This is a genomic window from Streptomyces sp. NPDC048338, assembly GCF_043201055.1.
Classification (GTDB): domain Bacteria; phylum Actinomycetota; class Actinomycetes; order Streptomycetales; family Streptomycetaceae; genus Streptomyces.
This window is the reverse complement of sequence record NZ_JBICYQ010000008.1, coordinates 286,550-303,635: the sequence shown is the minus strand read 5'-3', so window position 1 is coordinate 303,635 and position 17,086 is coordinate 286,550. Positions and strand designations below refer to the sequence as shown.

Below are 17,086 nucleotides of genomic sequence, written 5' to 3'. Positions count from 1 at the left end.
GGCGGTGGGGAGGGAGCGGTGATGCCGACGACGGTCGAGGAACGCTGGCAGCAGTTCTTCCGCTGGGGCCCGTACGGCCTGCTGGCGGTGGCCACGGTCCTCTCCGGGGCCGCGGCCGAGGCCGTCATGAGCGGTACGGAGGCGGCCGTGGCCGCCGTGCTCGTGGTCGCCGCCGCGGTCCTCCAGCTCGGCTGGGACGCCCACCGGCGGCGCGCCGGCCGCGCGGCGGGTCCCGAAACGGCCGGTCCCGCCGCCCCGGCCGAGGCGCCCGCCGCGCAGGCACCCGAAGCCGACGCCGCCGCCCCGGCGGTCGTCCCCGGTGCCGCCGCCCTCGGGTACTTCGTGCTGCGCACCGCCCTCGCGTTCGCGCTGACCTGGCTCAACCCCTTCTTCGCGGTCTACGCCTGCATCGGCTACTTCGACGCCGCCCACCTCCTGCCCCACCGGCTGCACCGGGCGGGGTTCCTCGCCACCGCCGTCATCATGGCCGGCTCCCAGTCCGGCGGCCTGCCGCCGGCCTCCCTCCTCAACTGGGTCGCCTTCGGAGGGCTGTTCGCGCTCAACGCCTGCCTCGTCCTGGTCTTCGCCCACCTCGGCGAGAAGGAGGCCGAGAAGGCAGCCGAACGCGCCGCCACCATCACCGAACTCGCCCGGACCAACGCCCGCCTGGAACAGGCCCTGGCCGAGAACGCCGCCCTCCAGGCCCAGTTGCTGCTCCAGGCCCGCGAGGCCGGGGTCGCCGACGAGCGGCGCAGGCTGGCCGCCGAGATCCACGACACCATCGCCCAGGGACTCACCGGCATCATCACCCAGCTCCAGGTCGTCACCGCCGCACCCGACCCGGACGTCGCCCGCGTCCACCTCCAGCGCGCCGCCGACCTGGCACGGCACAGCCTCGGCGAGGCCCGCCGCTCCGTGCAGAACCTCGGACCGGTCGCCCTGGAACACGACCCGCTCCCCGAGGCACTGAGGAAGACCGTCGCCGGCTGGTCCGAACGCACCGGCATCACCACCCGATTCACCGTCACCGGCACCGAGGAACCTCTGCACGAGGAGGTCGCCGCCACCCTGCTGCGGATCGCGCAGGAGGCCCTCGCCAACGCCGAACGCCACTCCGCCGCCTCGCGGGCCGGCGTCACCCTCTCCTACATGGGCGACGAGATCACCCTCGACGTACGCGACGACGGCCGAGGGTTCGACCCGGCGGCCCTGCCCGCCCGCGGCGGGACGGGCGGCTTCGGACTGGACGGGATGCGCGCCCGCACCGAACGCCTGGCCGGATCACTGTCGTTGGAAACCCGTCCCGGCGAGGGGACCGCGCTCTCCGCCCGCGTACCGTTGGTGCGCCATGGCTGACACCATCACCCTCCTCATCGTCGACGACCACCCCGTCGTCCGCGACGGCCTGCGCGGCATGTTCACCGCCGCCCCCGGCTTCGACGTCCTCGGCGAGGCGTCCGGCGGGGTCGAGGCCGTCGACCTCGCCCTGCGCCTCGACCCCGACGTCGTCCTGATGGACCTGCGCATGCCCGGCGGCAGCGGCGTGGACGCCATCGCCGCCCTCGCCGCGCGCGGATCCCGCGCCCGGGTCCTGGTGCTCACCACGTACGACACCGACACCGACACCCTCCCCGCGATCGAGGCGGGCGCCACCGGCTACCTCCTCAAGGACGCGCCGCGCGACGAGCTGTTCGCCGCCGTCCGAGCCGCCGCCGAGGGCCGCACCGTCCTCTCGCCGGCCGTCGCCTCCCGGCTGATCTCCCGGGTCCGCACCCCCGTCGCCCCCGTCGACGAGACCCTCTCCGGACGGGAACGTGAGGTGCTCGAACTCGTCGCCAAGGGCACCTCCAACCGGGAGATCGCCGCCGAACTCTTCATCAGCGAAGCCACTGTGAAGACCCATCTGACGCACATCTATGGCAAGTTGGGGGCCAAGGACCGGGCGGCCGCGGTGGCCGTGGCGTACGACCGAGGGATCCTGGGCCGCAACTGACCGACGTGCGACGCGACTCGGGGGAGTCATGGACGTCCACCACTTCAGCACCGACGCACTGGACCCGGCCGAGCGCTTCGGCCGGTGGCACGACATGACGGCCGCGGCCCTCATCCCGACCGTCATGCGCAGCGACCACGCGGCGGACTTCCACGCCGAGGCGCACGTCCTCGACCTGGGAGACGTCCAGGTCACCGCGATGCGGTACCCGTCGATGACGATCGACCGCACCAGCCGGCTCATCCGCCGCGCCGACCCCGGCTACTTCCAGCTCTCGCTGACCCTCAGCGGCGAGATGTGGCTGTCCCAGGCGGGCCGGGACACCGCCCTGACCGCGGGGGACCTGCTGGTCTACGACTCCTCGCAGCCCTTCCACGGCGTGACGCGGATCGACGACGGCCGGCTCGGGCACATCGTCGCCCAGTTCCCCAAGGCGCTGCTGCCGCTGCCCCCGCGCGAGGCCGAACGGCTCGTCGCCCTGCGGATGGCCGCGGACTCCGGCTTCGGCGCGATGCTGGCCCAGTTCCTGGTCCGCCTCGCCACCGACGGCGCCTCCTTCGGCCCGTCCGACGCGCCCCGCCTGACGACCGTGCTCCTCGACCTGCTGGCCGGGACCGCCGCCCAGCGGCTGGACGCGCGGGCGGCCCCCGAGCCGGAGAGCCGCCGACGGGCCCTCTTCCTGCGCGTCCAGGACTTCGCGCACCGGCACCTCGCCGACCCCGACCTCACCCCGCGCACGATCGCCGCCGCCCACCACATCTCGGTGCGCTACCTGCACCGCCTCTGCCAGGAGCAGGGGGTCACCGTCTCCGGATGGATCCGCGACCGGCGTCTGGACCGCACCCGCCGCGACCTCGCCGATCCGGCCCAGCGGCGGACCCCGGTCCACGACATCGCGGCCCGCTGGGGTTTCCGCCACCCCGCCGCCTTCAGCCGCGCGTTCCGGGCCGCCTACGGCTGCTCGCCGAGCGAGTACCGGGAGTGCGCCCAGCGTCAATGAGGTGTGCGCTCCCGGCCAACGACGGCGGCGGACGAGGCCGCCGACACTGGTCGGGCACGCGGTCCGTCCACGGGGGACGGTCGAGCGGTTCGCGTGCGGGTGCCCCAGGCGTGCGGACCGGCTCCCGGCCCGCAGGGGGAAGCACCACCCCACCCCCGTACCGGCCACCGCCGTCGCGCCGCGGTGGCCGGTACGGGGGCGGCCGTGTCGTGACCGGCCCGTAGGATCCCTGCGCCCCGATCCTCGACGCCCTCCACGAGGCCGGCGCGCACCGCCGGGTCCTGACCCGCTTCACGCCCCGACCCGCAGCAGCACCACCGACCTGCCCTCCACCCGCACCCGCTCGCCGCCCCGGTGCACCGTGCCCGGGGCGCGGGTCTGGTCGTCCAGGGAGGTGTCCAGGACCAGCTCGTACGACTCCGCCCACGGCGGGCCCGGCAGGAGGTGGTCCACCGGGCGGGTCCCGGCGTGCAGGATCGCCAGGAAGCTGTCGTCGGTGACCTGGGCGCCCCGCGCGTCCCGGCCCGGGATGTCGCGGCCCGACAGGTACAGGCCGAGGGTGGCGGCCGGGGCGTACCAGTCGCCCTCCGTCATCTCCTCGCCGTCCACCGTGAACCAGGCCAGGTCCCGCAGCCCGTCCGCGGCCTGCGGGCGTCCGGAGAAGAAGGCGCGGCGGCGCAGCACCGGATGGCGGTGGCGCAGGGCGAGCAGCCGGCGGGTCAGGTCGAGGAGCCCCCGCCGCCCGGGGTCCTCCGGCAGCGACCAGTCCAGCCAGCTCGTCTCGTTGTCCTGGCAGTAGGCGTTGTTGTTGCCGCCCTGCGTACGGCCCATCTCGTCGCCCGCGACCAGCATCGGCACCCCGGTCGACAGCAGCAGCGTCGTCAGCAGGTTGCGCAGCTGACGCAGCCGCAGGGCGCCGGTCTCCGGATCGTCCGTCTCGCCCTCGGTCCCGCAGTTCCAGGCCCGGTTGTCGTTCGTGCCGTCCCGGTTGCCCTCACCGTTGGCCTCGTTGTGCTTGTGCTCGTAGGTCACCAGGTCGCGCAGCGTGAAGCCGTCGTGGGCCGTGATGAAGTTGACGGACGCGTACGGCCGGCGCCCGCCCCAGGCGTACAGGTCGCTGGATCCGGACAGCCGGTAGCCGAGGTCGCGGACGTCCGGCAGGGCGCCGCGCCAGAAGTCGCGCACGGCGTCGCGGTAGCGGTCGTTCCACTCCGTCCACAGCGGCGGGAAGGCGCCCACCTGGTAGCCGCCGTTCCCCACGTCCCAGGGTTCCGCGATGAGCTTGACCCGGCGCAGCACCGGGTCCTGGGCGATGACCGCGAGGAACGGGGACAGCATGTCGACGTCGTGCATCGAGCGGGCGAGCGCCGCCGCCAGATCGAAGCGGAAGCCGTCGACCCCCATCTCCGTCACCCAGTACCGCAGCGAGTCGGTGATCAGCCGCAGCACCTGCGGCTGCACCACGTGCAGGGTGTTGCCGCAGCCGGTGTAGTCGGCGTAGCGGCGGGCGTCGGACTGGAGCCGGTAGTAGCCGCGGTTGTCGATGCCCTTCAGCGACAGCGTCGGGCCCAGCTCGCCGGCCTCCGCGGTGTGGTTGTAGACCACGTCGAGGATGACCTCGATGCCGGCCTCGTGCAGCGCCCGCACCATCCGTTTGAACTCGCCGACCTGACCGCCCGCCGACCCGGAGGACGAGTAGCCCGCGTGCGGGGCGAAGTAGCCGATGGAGTTGTAGCCCCAGTAGTTCCGCAGCCCGCGTCTCAGCAGATGGTCCTCGTGCGCGAACTGGTGCACCGGCAGCAGCTCGACCGCCGTCACCCCCAGCCGGACGAGGTGCTCGATCGCGGCCGGGTGCGCCAGCCCGGCGTAGGTGCCCCGCAGCTTCTCCGGGATGCCCGGATGGAGCCGGGTGAAGCCCTTCACGTGCAGCTCGTAGATGACCGAGTCCGGCCACGGGGTCTTGGGCCTGCGGTCGTCCCGCCACTCGTCGTCGGGACCGTCGTCGTGGACGACGACCCCCTTCGGCACGTGCGGCGCCGAATCGCGTTCGTCCCGCACGGTGTCGGCCACCTGCTGCTGGGGCCAGTCCCGTACGTGCCCGTACACCTCCGGCGGCAGCGCGAAGTCGCCGTCCACCGCCCGCGCGTAGGGGTCCAGGAGCAGCTTCGCGGGGTTCCAGCGGGCACCCGTCCACGGGTCCCAGCGGCCGTGCACCCGGTAGCCGTACCGCTGGCCCGCGCCCACCCCGGGCACGAAGCCGTGCCAGATCTCGTGGGTGAGCTCGGTCAGCGGCAGCCGCCGTTCGGTGCCGTCGGCGTCGAAGAGACAGAGCTCGACGGCCTCCGCCCCGCCGGCCCACAGGGCGAAGTTCGTGCCCGCCACCCCGTCCGGGCCGACCCGGCAGCGGGCCCCCAGCGGTGTCGGTGTGCCCGGCCACACCGACGGCCCGCGCCGTTCCACGACGGCAGCGGGCCGCGCTTCGGCGCGCGCCCCGTCCCGTACCGCCTCCTGCTCGGCTGCGCTCGACACCTGTCCGGCCTCCCGCGGCTCGTCGGGCCCCGTGTCCGAGAAGGCATGCGGCGTCCCGGCCGCGGCTTCCCGCACGTGGTCCTCCCACCTGTTCTGCCCGAAGTGCCGCACTCCCAACATGACCCGCACGCACGTTTCCCCTGGAGGGTGGCCGTCGTTGGGCCGGGCGTGAAACACGTACTGAAGCGGGCGAGGGCCGGTACGGTGCTCGCCCTGGCGGCGGCAGGACTGGTGGCCGGGCTGGTGGGCTGCACCGAGACGGACGGCGACGGCCGTGGTGGAGGCGGCGGTGGGGGCACGGGTGTGTCCGTGCCGGGGAAGGCGCGGGCGCCCGGTGACGTCATCCGGATCAGCCCGGAGGACGGCAGCCGGGCCGTACCGGCGGACGGGCCCATCGAGGTGAAGGTGGACAGCGGCCGGCTCGAACGGGTGAGTGTCGTTCAGGTCGAGGACGCCCAGCGGGCGGAGGTGCCCGGTGAGATCAGCGCGGACGGGCTGCGCTGGCGGCCCAGCAGTGGTGCCCGGCTCACGCTGTCCGCCAAGTACAGCGTGGACGCGGTGGCGGTCGACGGGCAGGGCCGGCGCTCGGCCCGGCACACCACCTTCACCACGGTCGTCCCCGAGCGGCGCTTCATCGGCTACTTCAAGCCGGAGAACCGGTCCACGGTCGGCACCGGGATGATCGTCTCCTTCGGCTTCAACCGGCCGGTCGAGAACCGGCAGGCGGTCGAACGGGCCATCCGCATCACCTCCGACCCGCCGGTGGAGGTGGTCGGGCACTGGTTCGGCAAGGAGCGACTCGACTTCCGGCCCGCCGAGTACTGGAAGCCCGGCACCGAGGTGACCGTCGACCTGCGCCTGCGGGACGTCGAGGGCGCGCCGGGGGTGTACGGGATCCAGGACAAGACGGTCGGCTTCACGATCGGGCGGTCCCAGGTCTCCGTGGTCGACGCGGCCGAGCACACCATGGTGGTGCGCCGGGACGGCGCGGTGCTGGCGACGGTGCCCATCACGGCGGGGGCGCCGAAGACCACGACCTACAACGGGAAGATGGTGGTCACGGAGCTGTACGACGTGACGCGGATGGACGGACGGACGGTCGGCTTCGGCGGCGAGTACGACATCAAGGACGTGCCGCACGCGATCCGGCTCACCGACTCCGGCACCTTCCTGCACGGCAACTACTGGGCCGACGAGTCCACGTTCGGTTCGGCCAACGTGAGCCACGGCTGTGTGGGCCTGCGGGACGACAAGGGTGGCAGCCCCGACTCCCCGGCGGGCTGGTTCTTCGACCGGACGCTGATCGGCGACGTGGTCGAGGTGGTCAACTCCCGTGACCGGAAGGTGGCTCCCGACAACGGCCTGGGCGGATGGAACATGGACTGGGCGGAGTGGAGGGCTGGCTCCACCCTGCGCTGAGCCACTCTCCCCTCGCCGACCTGCGCCTTCCGTACGGTCCTCCGGGCACAACTGGGACTGAACGGTGACATTCACGAGGATCTTTCGTGTCCGACGGTGTGGTTATCTAGCGCCGTGCGCGCGGAACGATGCGCGCGGGGGTGCGGGCGTGGCGTGGCCAGGCCGTGCGAGGGGAGACGACCATTGAACGGGCAGCCGATATCGGGGGCATCGGCCGGAACCGCGGGACGGCCGCCGGCCCGGCGGCGTGGGGGACGCCTGCAGGCGCTGGCGGTGGGGGCGTTGCTGCTCGCGCTGACGGCGTGCGGCGGCGGTGACCCCGCCGGCGGCAAGGGCGGGGAGGACGCGGGCTCGCAGGGCGGTGGCAAGCAGGGGAACGCGGCCTCGCAGGCGGTCGTGACGATCGTTCCGAAGGACGGCGCCGACGCGGTCGCCACCAGCGGCGTCCTCAAGGTGACGGCGGAGCAGGGCAAGCTGACCACCGTGACGGTCGCCGACTCCAAGGGCACCGAGGTCGAGGGCAAGATCGCCGCCGACGGTGCCAGCTGGCAGCCGGTCGGCCACCTGGCCGCCTCGACCCAGTACAAGGTCCACGCCGTCGCGAAGGACTCCGAGGGCCGCGAGTCGGCGAAGGACACCTCCTTCACCACGCTGGTCCCCAAGAACACCTTCATCGGCCACTACACGCCCGAGGACGGCTCGACCGTCGGCGTCGGCATGCCGGTCTCGATCAACTTCACCCGGGGCATCACCAACCCCGAGGCCGTCGAGAAGGCCGTCAAGGTGACGGCCGAGCCGGCGGTGGAGATCGAGGGTCACTGGTTCGGGAACGACCGGCTGGACTTCCGCCCGGAGAAGTACTGGGCCGCGGGCACCAAGGTGACCGTCGAGTTCAACCTCGACGGTGTCGAGGGCCGCCCGGGCGTCTACGGCAAGCAGAAGAAGAAGATCACCTTCACCATCGGCCGCCGTCAGGTGTCCACGGTCGACGCGAGTGCCAAGACGATGAAGGTCGAGCGCGACGGCCGGATCATCAAGACCCTGCCGATCACCGCCGGCGCCCCGTCGACGACCACGTACAACGGTCAGATGGTCATCAGCGAGAAGTACAAGGTGACCCGGATGAACGGTGCCACCGTCGGTTTCGGTGGCGAGTACGACATCAAGGACGTGCCGCACGCGATGCGCCTGTCCACCTCGGGCACCTTCGTCCACGGCAACTACTGGGCCTCGGCCGGTACCTTCGGCTCGGCCAACGTCAGCCACGGCTGCGTCGGCCTGCGCGACGCGCGCGGCGCGGGCGACAGCTCCACGCCGGCGGCCTGGTTCTTCGACAGCTCGATCATCGGCGACGTCGTGATCGTGAAGAACTCGAAGGACAAGCAGATCCAGCCGGAGAACGGCCTCAACGGCTGGAACCTGGCCTGGTCGGAGTGGACCGCGTAGTCCACCGACGGCGTCAGCCGACCGCGGGACCCGGTGCTGTGACCAACGGCACCGGGTCCCGCGTCGTTAACGGCCGCTAACCTTCCCTCCATGACTGTGAACCTCGAAGTCGCCGAAGGCGTCGGTGTCATCCGCCTCGACCGCCCTCCGATGAACGCCCTGGACATCGCCACCCAGGACCGGCTGCGCGAGCTCGCCCAGGAGGCGACCGACCGCGACGACGTGCGGGCCGTGGTGCTGTACGGCGGCGAGAAGGTGTTCGCGGCCGGTGCGGACATCAAGGAGATGCAGGTCATGGACCACGCGGCCATGGTCAAGCGGTCCCGTGCCCTCCAGGACTCCTTCACCGCGATCGCCCGCATCCCCAAGCCGGTCGTCGCCGCCATCACCGGCTACGCCCTGGGCGGCGGCTGCGAGCTGGCCCTGTGCGCCGACTACCGGATCGCCGCCGACAACGCCAAGCTCGGCCAGCCCGAGATCCTGCTCGGCCTGATCCCGGGCGCGGGCGGCACCCAGCGGCTGTCCCGTCTCGTCGGCCCCTCGAAGGCCAAGGACCTCATCTTCACCGGCCGGATGGTCAAGGCGGACGAGGCGCTCGGACTCGGTCTGGTCGACCGCGTCGTCCCGGCCGCCGAGGTCTACGAGCAGGCGTACGCCTGGGCCGCGAAGCTCGCCCAGGGTCCGGCGATCGCGCTGCGCGCCGCCAAGGAGTCGATCGACCAGGGCCTGGAGGCGGACATCGACACCGGCCTGGCCATCGAGCGCACCTGGTTCGCCGGCCTCTTCGCGACCGAGGACCGCGAGCGCGGCATGCGCAGCTTCGTCGAAGAGGGCCCGGGCAAGGCCAAGTTCGTCTGAGTTCGACCCGGTGGGGGGCGCGCGGCGCACATGCTTCGCGCGCCCCTCATGCGCCCCCGCCTGCCTCTGGCACATGCCGATCGAAATCCCCGTGATTGTCGATTCCGGACGAGCGATTACGCCGGAACGGCCCCCGCGCCGGGCCCGGTCCGGCCATGATGGGGGGCATGGCGGGCCTGGAGGGTACGGAACAACCGCGGCAGCACGGGGGTGCGACCGCCGCTCGGTGGGTCCCGGCCGTCGAGGACGAACGGGCCCTGAAGGCAATGGAGTTGTACGGCAATCCGGCCGAGGAGGATGTCCGGCTGCCGTCCCGCCCCGAGTCCGCCGCCATCGCCCGCAGGCTCACGCAGTGCGTCGTCCTGCGTCACTGGGGACTGACCCCGCAGATCGCCGAGCACGCCGTCCTCCTCGTCTCCGAACTCGTCGGCAACGCCGTCCGGCACACCGGCGCGCGCGTCTTCGGACTTCGCCTGCTGCGCCGCCGCGGCTGGATCCGGATCGAGGTGCGCGACCCCTCGCGCGGGCTGCCGTGCCTCATGCCCGTGCACGAGCTGGACGTCAGCGGCCGCGGGCTCTTCCTGGTCGACAAGCTCTCCGACCGCTGGGGTGTGGACCTGCAGCCGCGCGGCAAGACCACGTGGTTCGAGATGCGCGTCGCCGACCGCTGACACCGTTCCGGCCGCCTGCGCCCCGTCCGACGCCTCGACCGCCGCCGGTGCGGCCGCCCGCCCCGGACGCACAAAAGCCCCCGGCCGCCGTGGTGGGGCGCGTGGGGGCTTCTGTGAGGAGCGCCGTGGATCGGAGGGGTGTGTATCCACGGCGGCTGAGGCGACCTGGCCCGGGTCAATGGGGGTCGTGTCCCCGACTATGGCAGACGGGGAGCCGTACCGCCAAAAGTCCCTACCCGGATAAATCGGGCACTATAGGGACGTTTCGACGGTGAATCGTTGGTGATGCTGAGCACTCACCTTGTAAATGGTGAATAAGTATGGTGTTCATCGGTTGTTTCCATGAGCGACACGGTTCGAGCCGCTCATGATCGCGACCTGCAAACGTCCTGAATTGGCTCAATCGTAATAATTCGGACAGAACGCCTCTTAAATGGTCTCGTGCATCTGACCGACCGCCGCGGCGCACTGCGGGCGGGTGCGGCCGTCGCCCTCACGGGAGCGCTCACCACCGCCTGCGGTACGGACGCCCCCCGCCCCGGGCCCTCCGGGTCCCCCGAGCTCTCGGCCCCCGGCCGGAGCCCCGCCGCCGCGCCCGCCGCCGCCCCCGCGCCCCGCCGCTTCCCGGGACTGCCCGCCGAGATCGCCACCGGCCCCCGCGACCGTCCCCGGGTCGCCCTCACGTTCCACGGGCAGGGCGACCCCGCCGTCGCGCGCTCCCTGCTCGCCGAGGCCGAGAGGGCCGGCGCCCGCGTCACCGTCCTCGCCGTCGGCGAATGGCTCGACCGGCATCCCGACATGGCCCGGCGGATCCTCGACGGCGGCCACGACCTCGGCAACCACACCCAGCGCCACCTCGACGTCAACGCGATGACCGAACAGCAGGCATACGGGGAGATCGCCGCCTGCGCCGAGCGGCTGCGCCGGCTCACCGGCTCCGTCGGCACCTGGTTCCGCCCCTCCCGCACCCGGCACGCCGCCCCGGCCGTCCAGCGGGCCGCCCGCCGGGCCGGCTACCCGCACGTCCTGTCGTACGACGTCGACTCCCTCGACTTCACCTCGCCCGGAGCCGCCGCCGTCGTCGCGCAGGTCGCCGGGCGGATCCGCAACGGATCCGTGGTGAGCCTCCACTTCGGCTACGCGGACACCGTCGCCGCGCTGCCGGGACTCCTCGCCGACCTCGACCGCCGCGGCCTGCGTGCGGTGACGACCACGGAGCTGCTGACCTGATGCCGCCTCTCACCACACGATCGACGTGCCTCCTCGCCGCCGCCCTGCTGGCCGCGCTCGCCGGCTGCGGCACCCCCGGCAAGACGTCGGAGGAAGCCCACGGCGGGCCCCGCAAGGAGGCCGCCCCACCCCCGGCCGCACCGAAGAAGACCGCCCCGGCCGGGCTCCCGGGCATGCCGCCGGTCCTCGACGCCCAGGACGTCTACGCCGCCGACCGGCCGAACCGGCTCTCGCCGGTGGTCAAGGACTTCCCCAGCCGGGTCTACGTGCCCAACACCAACTCCAACACGGTCTCCGTCATCGACCCGGCGACCTACAAGGTCGTCGAGACGATCCCGGTCGGCGTCCAGCCGCAGCACGTCGTCCCCTCCTGGGACCTGAAGACGCTCTGGGTCAACAACAACCGCGGCCACACCCTCACCCCGATCGACCCGGCCACCGGTGTCGCCGGCAAGCCGGTCGAGGTCCACGACCCGTACAACCTCTACTTCACGCCCAACGGCCGGTACGCCGTCGTCATGGCGTCCCTCGACCGCGAACTCGTCTTCCGCGACCCGCACACGATGGAGAAGAGGAAGACCGTCCCGGTCTCCTGCTACGGCGTCAACCACGCCGACTTCTCCGCCGACGGGCGCTACTTCGTCGTCTCCTGCGAGTTCTCCGGCGAACTGCTGAAGGTCGACACGGAGAAGATGGAGGTCATCGGACAGCAGAAGCTGCCCTTCCAGGGCGCGATGCCCCAGGACGTGAAGATCTCCCCGGACGGCAGGACCTTCTACATCGCCGACATGATGGCCCACGGCATGTGGGTCCTGGACGGCGACGCCTTCACCCAGCCGACCCTCCTGCCCACCGGCAAGGGCGCCCACGGCCTCTACGTCTCCCGCGACTCCAAGGAGATGTACGTGCCCAACCGCGGAGAGGGCTCCGTCTCCGTCTTCGACTTCGGGCAGAACAAGCTGACCAAGAAGTGGTGGCTGCCGGACGGCGGATCCCCGGACATGGGCGGCGTCTCCGCGGACGGCAAGGTGCTCTGGCTGTCGGGCCGTTACGACTCCGAGGTCTACGCGATCGACACCCGCACCGGAAAGCAGCTGGCCCGCATCCCGGTCGGCGGCGGCCCGCACGGCCTGGCCGTCTACCCCCAGCCGGGCCGCTACTCCCTGGGGCACACCGGCGTCTTCCGCTGAGAGGCCGCGGCGGCGAGGGCGGCCCCCCGGCCCGCCCCCGCCGCGGGCCCTCCCGGGGCACCGGTCTTCGCGGGGCGCGGCGACGCCGGGCCTCAGCCGGCGATCAGCAGCGCCTCCGAGGCCACCGGACGGTAGCCCGCCGCCTGGAACGCCCGGACGCTGCGGGCGTTGCCCGGCGACTGCTGGGCCCAGACGACCCCGTCCGGCGTCAGATGCCGGGCGGCCCGCGCCAGGGCGCGTCCCAGGCCGCGGTGACGGACCTCCTCGTCGACCTCGATCGCCGCCTCCCAGCGGCCGGCCACACCCCGGCCCAGGATCAGGACCCCGCCGTCCGCCGCCCACACCCGGACGTCGTCCCGGTACTTCCTCGCCCGCACCACCCGGGGATGGTCCTGGTCCTCGATCGCCCGCAGCGGCAGCCCCGGTGCGCCGGGGAGGGCGTCGGCGACCGTCAGCAGGTCGATGGTGTTCATGTGCCGGCCCGTGCGCGTGAGCAGCGCGGCCAGGAACCGCGGGTTCATCGACGCGGCCAGCGGATCCCCCGGAGTCGCCGCCAGCTCCGCCCGCACCCAGTCCGGGTCCTCGTCCGTGAAGACCACCGAATGAGCGGTGAAGGCGAGAACCCCGGCGTCCCGCAGGTTGGGCGGGGGGACCACGGCCGTCGACCCGTCCGGCGCCGGGAACACCCCGCGCGCCGCGTCGGCCAGTATGTCTGCCACGTCGCTGCTCATGCCTCCATGATCCGGTATGGGGCGAGGGCGGAGGCCGCCCCGCGGCCGGTTAATCTGACCCCCGTCAGAGAAGCACCGAGAAGGGGCGGAAACAGTGGCGGACATCGAGTCGGCACGCAAGGCATTCGAGCGGTTCGACGTGGACGGGGACGGCCTCATCACCGCCACGGAGTACAAGAGCGTCATGGCGCAGCTGGGTGACTTCCACGTCACCGAGACGGTCGCCGAGGCCCTCATCAACCAGCGTGACTCCAACGGCGACGGAAAGCTGTCCTGGGACGAGTTCTGGGCGCACCTCGACAAGGCCTGAGCCGCCGGGCGAGGACGGGCGCCGCTCCACGTGCGTACGCCGTTGAGTTGCCGCCCGTCCGGCCCTCGGTGACGATCGTCCGGTGACGTCCCCCGGACCCGTGGTCACCCCGGCCCGCCTGACCGCGGCGACGCTCGCCGCGCTCGCCGGGCTCGCGCTCGCCGTTCTCGGCGCCGCGCTGGCGCAGGCGGGCACCGGCGAGCTGCGCATCCCCGCGGCGGGCACCACCACCCTGCTGAGGCTGTTCGTCCTCGCCGCGTTCGCGATCCACCTCGGCGAACTCGCCGGCGCCCGGATCGCCGGCGAAGGCCCCCTGCCACGCCGCTGGTCCCCGGCCGCCGCCCTGCTCGGCGCCGCCGCCACGGCCGGCCTCCTGCTGCTGTTCGCCGCCGTCAGCGGCCTCGGCCTCACGACCGTGTACGCCATGCGCGAAGGACGGCTGCTGCTCGTCACGGCCAACGCCTTCGTCCTCGCCGCCCTCTGCGCCGCCGGCCGCCGGCCCGCCCTCGCGCTCGGCCCCCTCGGCGTCGCCGTCCTCGCCGAGGCGCTGCGCGCCCACCCCGAGGCGACCGGCCCGGCGATCGGCGCCGCCCTCACCGTGGTGCACCTGACCGCCGCCTCGCTCTGGTTCGGCGCCCTGCTGCACGTGCTGCGGACCATGCGGGTGCGCGGCGGCGGGCGCGCCGTCCTCGCGCGCTACGCCCGCACGGCGGCCTGGCTCTACGCCGCGCTCGTGGTCACCGGCACCTGTTCGGCCCTGCGCCGCCTGCCGCCGGACCTCGTCCTGAGCACGGCGTACGGCAGGGTGCTGCTGGTCAAGCTGGGCCTGGTCGGGCTGGCCAGCCTGCTCGCGACGACGGCACGGCGCCGGATGCTGCGGGGCGGGAACGCGCAGGCGCCGGCGCGGACGGAACTCGGCGTGCTCGCCGCCGTCGTGCTCGTCTCCGCCGTCCTCACAGTGGTGCCGGACCCGCACTGGCTCAGCCCGGCGTGACCCCGGGCCGGGGCCCGCCCGAAAACCGGTGGCCCCGGCCGCGCCCGCCCCGGTACCGTCGCGCCGCCGGGCGACCGGGCGGCGGAGTGCCGGGGGCGGATGACGGCGCTGAGCATGTCCGTCCGCACGGACGGCGAGTGGATGATCATCCACTCGTGCCTGTCCTGCGGCGAGCTGAGCGCGAACCGCATCGCGGGCGACGACGACCCCCTCGCCCTGCTCCGCTGCGGTCCGTCCCCTGACGGACCTCGGCCCCCCGGTCCGGGAGGCGCTGCTCACGCTGTAGGCCGCTGGTGGAGGCCCCGCACCGGGACCGGCTGTCTGAACGGAGCCGGGGCAGCCGCTCGTCGGCGCGAGCGGGCGAAACGCCGCCCTCCGGCTGCTCGACCGAGCGGGCGGCGAGGTACCCGATGCACGATGTGCCGGACCTCTCGAAGTCTGCGGCGTGCGCGTCAGACCTTGATCACGCGGACGCCCGGGCCGCAGAGCATCAGGAGGTCCTCGGGGTCCGACGTGAGGACCGTCACCGGGGCGGGCGAGGCGAGTGCGGTGGCAGCCACGATGGCGTCGAGGGCGTACTTGTGGCCGTGCAGTCCTGCTGCGGCGAGGAGCTCGCCGGCGCGGCGGGCGATGGCTTCGGTGGGCGGGATGATGTTCACGCGGGAGACGGCGTAGTCGAAGCGGGCCTGGCTGATCCTGGGGTCGCGGGCTTCGACGAGGGTGACGGAGCTGATGACGACGCGGATGTCCTCGGCTTCGGCTGCGGCCAGCCACTCGGTGATCTCGGGTGTGCGGCGCACCAGTGCCGACAGACCTTCGCAGTCGAGGACGAGCGTGCCGCTCACGCGGCGTCTGCCGGGTCGGCCGTATCACCGCGCAGGAGCGCTCGCTTGGCGTCGACTGCCGTCTGATCGACCGGGCCGTGTTCGGCTTCCGCGTCTTCGATGAGTTCGCGCAGTCTGTCCCGCTCCAGTTGGCGCTGGATGAGGGCTTCGACGTAGGCGGACATGCCTCGCTTGCCCGTGCGTGCCTTGAGGGCGGCGATGGTGCCCTCGTGGAGCGAGACGGATACGGGCCGGACGGGTCCTTCGCCGGGAGCCGGGGAGGTAGCCATGAAGCGAGCTTAACAAGACTCTTGTTAATGCGGGCCGCGGTTGCTGCTCCGCCGTACGAGCAGGGAAGGCCCTGACAGCGCTGAAGGAAGTGGACGCGCTGGTCAGGGCCTACCGCCTCAGCACTCGATGATGTTCACCGCGAGGCCGCCGCGCGCCGTCTCCTTGTACTTGACCGACATGTCCGCGCCGGTCTCCTTCATCGTCTTGATGACCTTGTCCAGGGAGACCAGGTGGTTGCCGTCGCCCCGCATCGCCATGCGGGCCGCCGTGACGGCCTTGACCGCCGCCATGCCGTTGCGCTCGATGCACGGGATCTGGACCAGGCCGCCGACCGGGTCGCAGGTCAGGCCCAGGTTGTGCTCCATGCCGATCTCGGCCGCGTTCTCCACCTGCTCGGGGGAGCCGCCCAGCACCTCCGCCAGCGCGCCGGCCGCCATCGAGCAGGCCGAGCCGACCTCGCCCTGGCAGCCGACCTCGGCGCCGGAGATCGAGGCGTTCTCCTTGAACAGCATGCCGACCGCGCCCGCCGCGAGGAGGAAGCGGACCACGTCGTCGTCCTTCTCCTCCTGCGAGGAGCCGCGGGCCGCGAAGTTGATGTAGTAGTGCAGGACCGCCGGGATGATGCCCGCCGCGCCGTTCGTCGGGGCGGTGACCACCCGGCCGCCGGCCGCGTTCTCCTCGTTCACGGCCATCGCGTAGAGCGTGATCCACTCCATCGCGAGCGCCGCCGGGTCGCCCTCGGAGCGGAGCTTGCGGGCCGTGTTCGCGGCGCGGCGGCGGACCTTCAGGCCGCCGGGCAGGATGCCCTCGCGGGACATGCCGCGCGAGACGCAGGCCTGCATGACCCGCCAGATCTCCAGGAGGCCCGCCCGGATCTCCTCCTCGGTGCGCCAGGCCTTCTCGTTCTCCAGCATCAGCGCGGAGATCGACAGGCCGGTCTCCCTGGCCAGCCGCAGCAGCTCGTCACCGGTGCGGAAGGGGTACTTCAGGACGGTGTCCTCCGGCACGATCGGGTTCTCGCCCTGGACCGCGTCCTCGTCCACCACGAAGCCGCCGCCGACGGAGTAGTACGTCTTCTCCAGGACCGGCGCGCCCTCGGCGTCGTAGGCGAAGATCGTCATGCCGTTGGCGTGGTACGGGAGCGCCTTGCGGCGGTGCAGGACCAGGTCCTCGTCGAAGTCGAAGGGGATCTCGTGCGCGCCGAGGAGGTTGATCCGGCCGCTCGACTTGATCCGCTCGACCTGGTCGTCCGCGGTCTCCACGTCGACCGTCCGCGGCGAGTCGCCCTCCAGGCCCAGCAGGACCGCCTTCGGGGTGCCGTGGCCGTGGCCGGTCGCTCCCAGCGAGCCGTACAGCTCGGCGCGTATCGCGGCGGTGTGGGCGAGCAGACCCTCGTTCTTCAGGCGGCGCGCGAACATCCGGGCGGCGCGCATCGGGCCCACCGTGTGGGAGCTGGACGGCCCGATGCCGATCGAGAACAGGTCGAAGACCGAGATGGCCACGGGGGGACTCCTTGTGGGTGGTAGACGCCGTTGTCTGCCGGGGTGGTGCAGAACAGAGCAGGTACATCGCGCGCGGGAGGCACACGGGTCGGGGCACC

Annotated in this window: 16 protein-coding genes and 1 pseudogene; 12 read left to right on the top strand and 5 right to left on the bottom strand. The window is 72.6% G+C overall.

Going from position 1 to position 17,086, the window contains the following annotated elements; all coding sequences use genetic code 11:
• The first annotated feature begins 21 nt into the window (after window positions 1-21).
• From ACGFZF_RS20690 to ACGFZF_RS20680, 3 genes are read left to right on the top strand one after another with little or no spacing between them, the layout of a single operon-like run.
• The gene (locus tag ACGFZF_RS20690; protein ID WP_393556044.1) at window positions 22-1,356 is read left to right on the top strand and encodes a sensor histidine kinase; all 1,335 of its coding nucleotides are present in this window, start codon (window positions 22-24) and stop codon (window positions 1,354-1,356) included.
• Window positions 1,349-1,993, top strand: a complete 645-nt coding sequence (locus ACGFZF_RS20685) for a response regulator (protein WP_393556042.1) — start codon at window positions 1,349-1,351, stop codon at window positions 1,991-1,993. Before ACGFZF_RS20690 ends, ACGFZF_RS20685 begins: the two co-directional genes overlap by 8 nt.
• Before the next feature lie 28 nt (window positions 1,994-2,021).
• Window positions 2,022-2,993: a helix-turn-helix domain-containing protein gene (locus ACGFZF_RS20680; RefSeq protein ID WP_393556040.1), complete on the top strand. Its 972-nt coding sequence runs from the start codon at window positions 2,022-2,024 to the stop codon at window positions 2,991-2,993.
• Window positions 2,994-3,284: 291 nt separating this feature from the next.
• Here the strand turns inward: ACGFZF_RS20680 and glgX are convergent, their stop codons facing one another.
• On the bottom strand, window positions 3,285-5,522 hold the full coding sequence (glgX, locus tag ACGFZF_RS20675; protein ID WP_393556038.1) for a glycogen debranching protein GlgX: 2,238 nt from the start codon (window positions 5,520-5,522) through the stop codon (window positions 3,285-3,287).
• Window positions 5,523-5,690: 168 nt separating this feature from the next.
• Here glgX and ACGFZF_RS20670 point away from each other — a divergent pair, with 168 nt between their 5' ends.
• The 6 genes from ACGFZF_RS20670 (at window position 5,691) to ACGFZF_RS20645 (ending at window position 12,336) form a co-directional block, all read left to right on the top strand.
• On the top strand, window positions 5,691-6,941 hold the full coding sequence (locus tag ACGFZF_RS20670) for an Ig-like domain-containing protein (RefSeq protein ID WP_393556036.1): 1,251 nt from the start codon (window positions 5,691-5,693) through the stop codon (window positions 6,939-6,941).
• 183 nt (window positions 6,942-7,124) lie between these two features.
• A complete protein-coding gene (locus tag ACGFZF_RS20665; protein ID WP_356608555.1) occupies window positions 7,125-8,387 on the top strand; it encodes an Ig-like domain-containing protein in 1,263 nt (420 codons plus the stop codon).
• A 90-nt stretch (window positions 8,388-8,477) separates the two neighbouring features.
• On the top strand, window positions 8,478-9,245 hold the full coding sequence (locus ACGFZF_RS20660) for an enoyl-CoA hydratase/isomerase family protein (protein ID WP_147979749.1): 768 nt from the start codon (window positions 8,478-8,480) through the stop codon (window positions 9,243-9,245).
• A gap of 167 nt (window positions 9,246-9,412) precedes the next feature.
• Complete coding sequence (locus ACGFZF_RS20655) at window positions 9,413-9,916, top strand: ATP-binding protein (protein ID WP_393556034.1); 504 nt, start codon at window positions 9,413-9,415, stop codon at window positions 9,914-9,916.
• Window positions 9,917-10,357: 441 nt separating this feature from the next.
• On the top strand, window positions 10,358-11,146 hold the full coding sequence (locus ACGFZF_RS20650; protein WP_393556032.1) for a polysaccharide deacetylase family protein: 789 nt from the start codon (window positions 10,358-10,360) through the stop codon (window positions 11,144-11,146).
• Complete coding sequence (locus tag ACGFZF_RS20645) at window positions 11,146-12,336, top strand: YncE family protein (RefSeq protein WP_393556030.1); 1,191 nt, start codon at window positions 11,146-11,148, stop codon at window positions 12,334-12,336. Before ACGFZF_RS20650 ends, ACGFZF_RS20645 begins: the two co-directional genes overlap by 1 nt.
• A 92-nt stretch (window positions 12,337-12,428) precedes the next feature.
• Here ACGFZF_RS20645 and ACGFZF_RS20640 read toward each other — a convergent pair whose 3' ends face one another.
• Window positions 12,429-13,067, bottom strand: a complete 639-nt coding sequence (locus ACGFZF_RS20640) for a GNAT family N-acetyltransferase (protein ID WP_393556028.1) — start codon at window positions 13,065-13,067, stop codon at window positions 12,429-12,431.
• A gap of 94 nt (window positions 13,068-13,161) precedes the next feature.
• Here ACGFZF_RS20640 and ACGFZF_RS20635 point away from each other — a divergent pair, with 94 nt between their 5' ends.
• The 3 genes and pseudogenes from ACGFZF_RS20635 to ACGFZF_RS20625 all read left to right on the top strand — a co-directional run.
• Window positions 13,162-13,377, top strand: a complete 216-nt coding sequence (locus ACGFZF_RS20635) for an EF-hand domain-containing protein (RefSeq protein ID WP_393556026.1) — start codon at window positions 13,162-13,164, stop codon at window positions 13,375-13,377.
• A gap of 82 nt (window positions 13,378-13,459) precedes the next feature.
• Window positions 13,460-14,371, top strand: a complete 912-nt coding sequence (locus ACGFZF_RS20630; RefSeq protein ID WP_393556024.1) for a CopD family protein — start codon at window positions 13,460-13,462, stop codon at window positions 14,369-14,371.
• 66 nt (window positions 14,372-14,437) lie between these two features.
• A pseudogene (locus ACGFZF_RS20625) lies at window positions 14,438-14,657 on the top strand (RNHCP domain-containing protein); the annotation flags it as partial.
• Between the two features lie 166 nt (window positions 14,658-14,823).
• Here the strand turns inward: ACGFZF_RS20625 and ACGFZF_RS20620 are convergent.
• The 3 genes from ACGFZF_RS20620 to ACGFZF_RS20610 all read right to left on the bottom strand — a co-directional run bounded on the left by ACGFZF_RS20620 (window position 14,824) and on the right by ACGFZF_RS20610 (window position 16,988).
• The gene (locus tag ACGFZF_RS20620) at window positions 14,824-15,216 is read right to left on the bottom strand and encodes a type II toxin-antitoxin system VapC family toxin (RefSeq protein WP_393556022.1); all 393 of its coding nucleotides are present in this window, start codon (window positions 15,214-15,216) and stop codon (window positions 14,824-14,826) included.
• Window positions 15,213-15,485 carry a hypothetical protein gene (locus ACGFZF_RS20615; protein ID WP_393556020.1) on the bottom strand — a complete coding sequence of 91 codons (273 nt, stop codon included), beginning with the start codon at window positions 15,483-15,485 and terminating at the stop codon, window positions 15,213-15,215. The genes ACGFZF_RS20620 and ACGFZF_RS20615 overlap by 4 nt, the downstream gene beginning before the upstream one ends.
• A gap of 117 nt (window positions 15,486-15,602) precedes the next feature.
• Window positions 15,603-16,988: an L-serine ammonia-lyase gene (locus ACGFZF_RS20610; RefSeq protein WP_393556018.1), complete on the bottom strand. Its 1,386-nt coding sequence runs from the start codon at window positions 16,986-16,988 to the stop codon at window positions 15,603-15,605.
• Window positions 16,989-17,086: the final 98 nt, after the last annotated feature.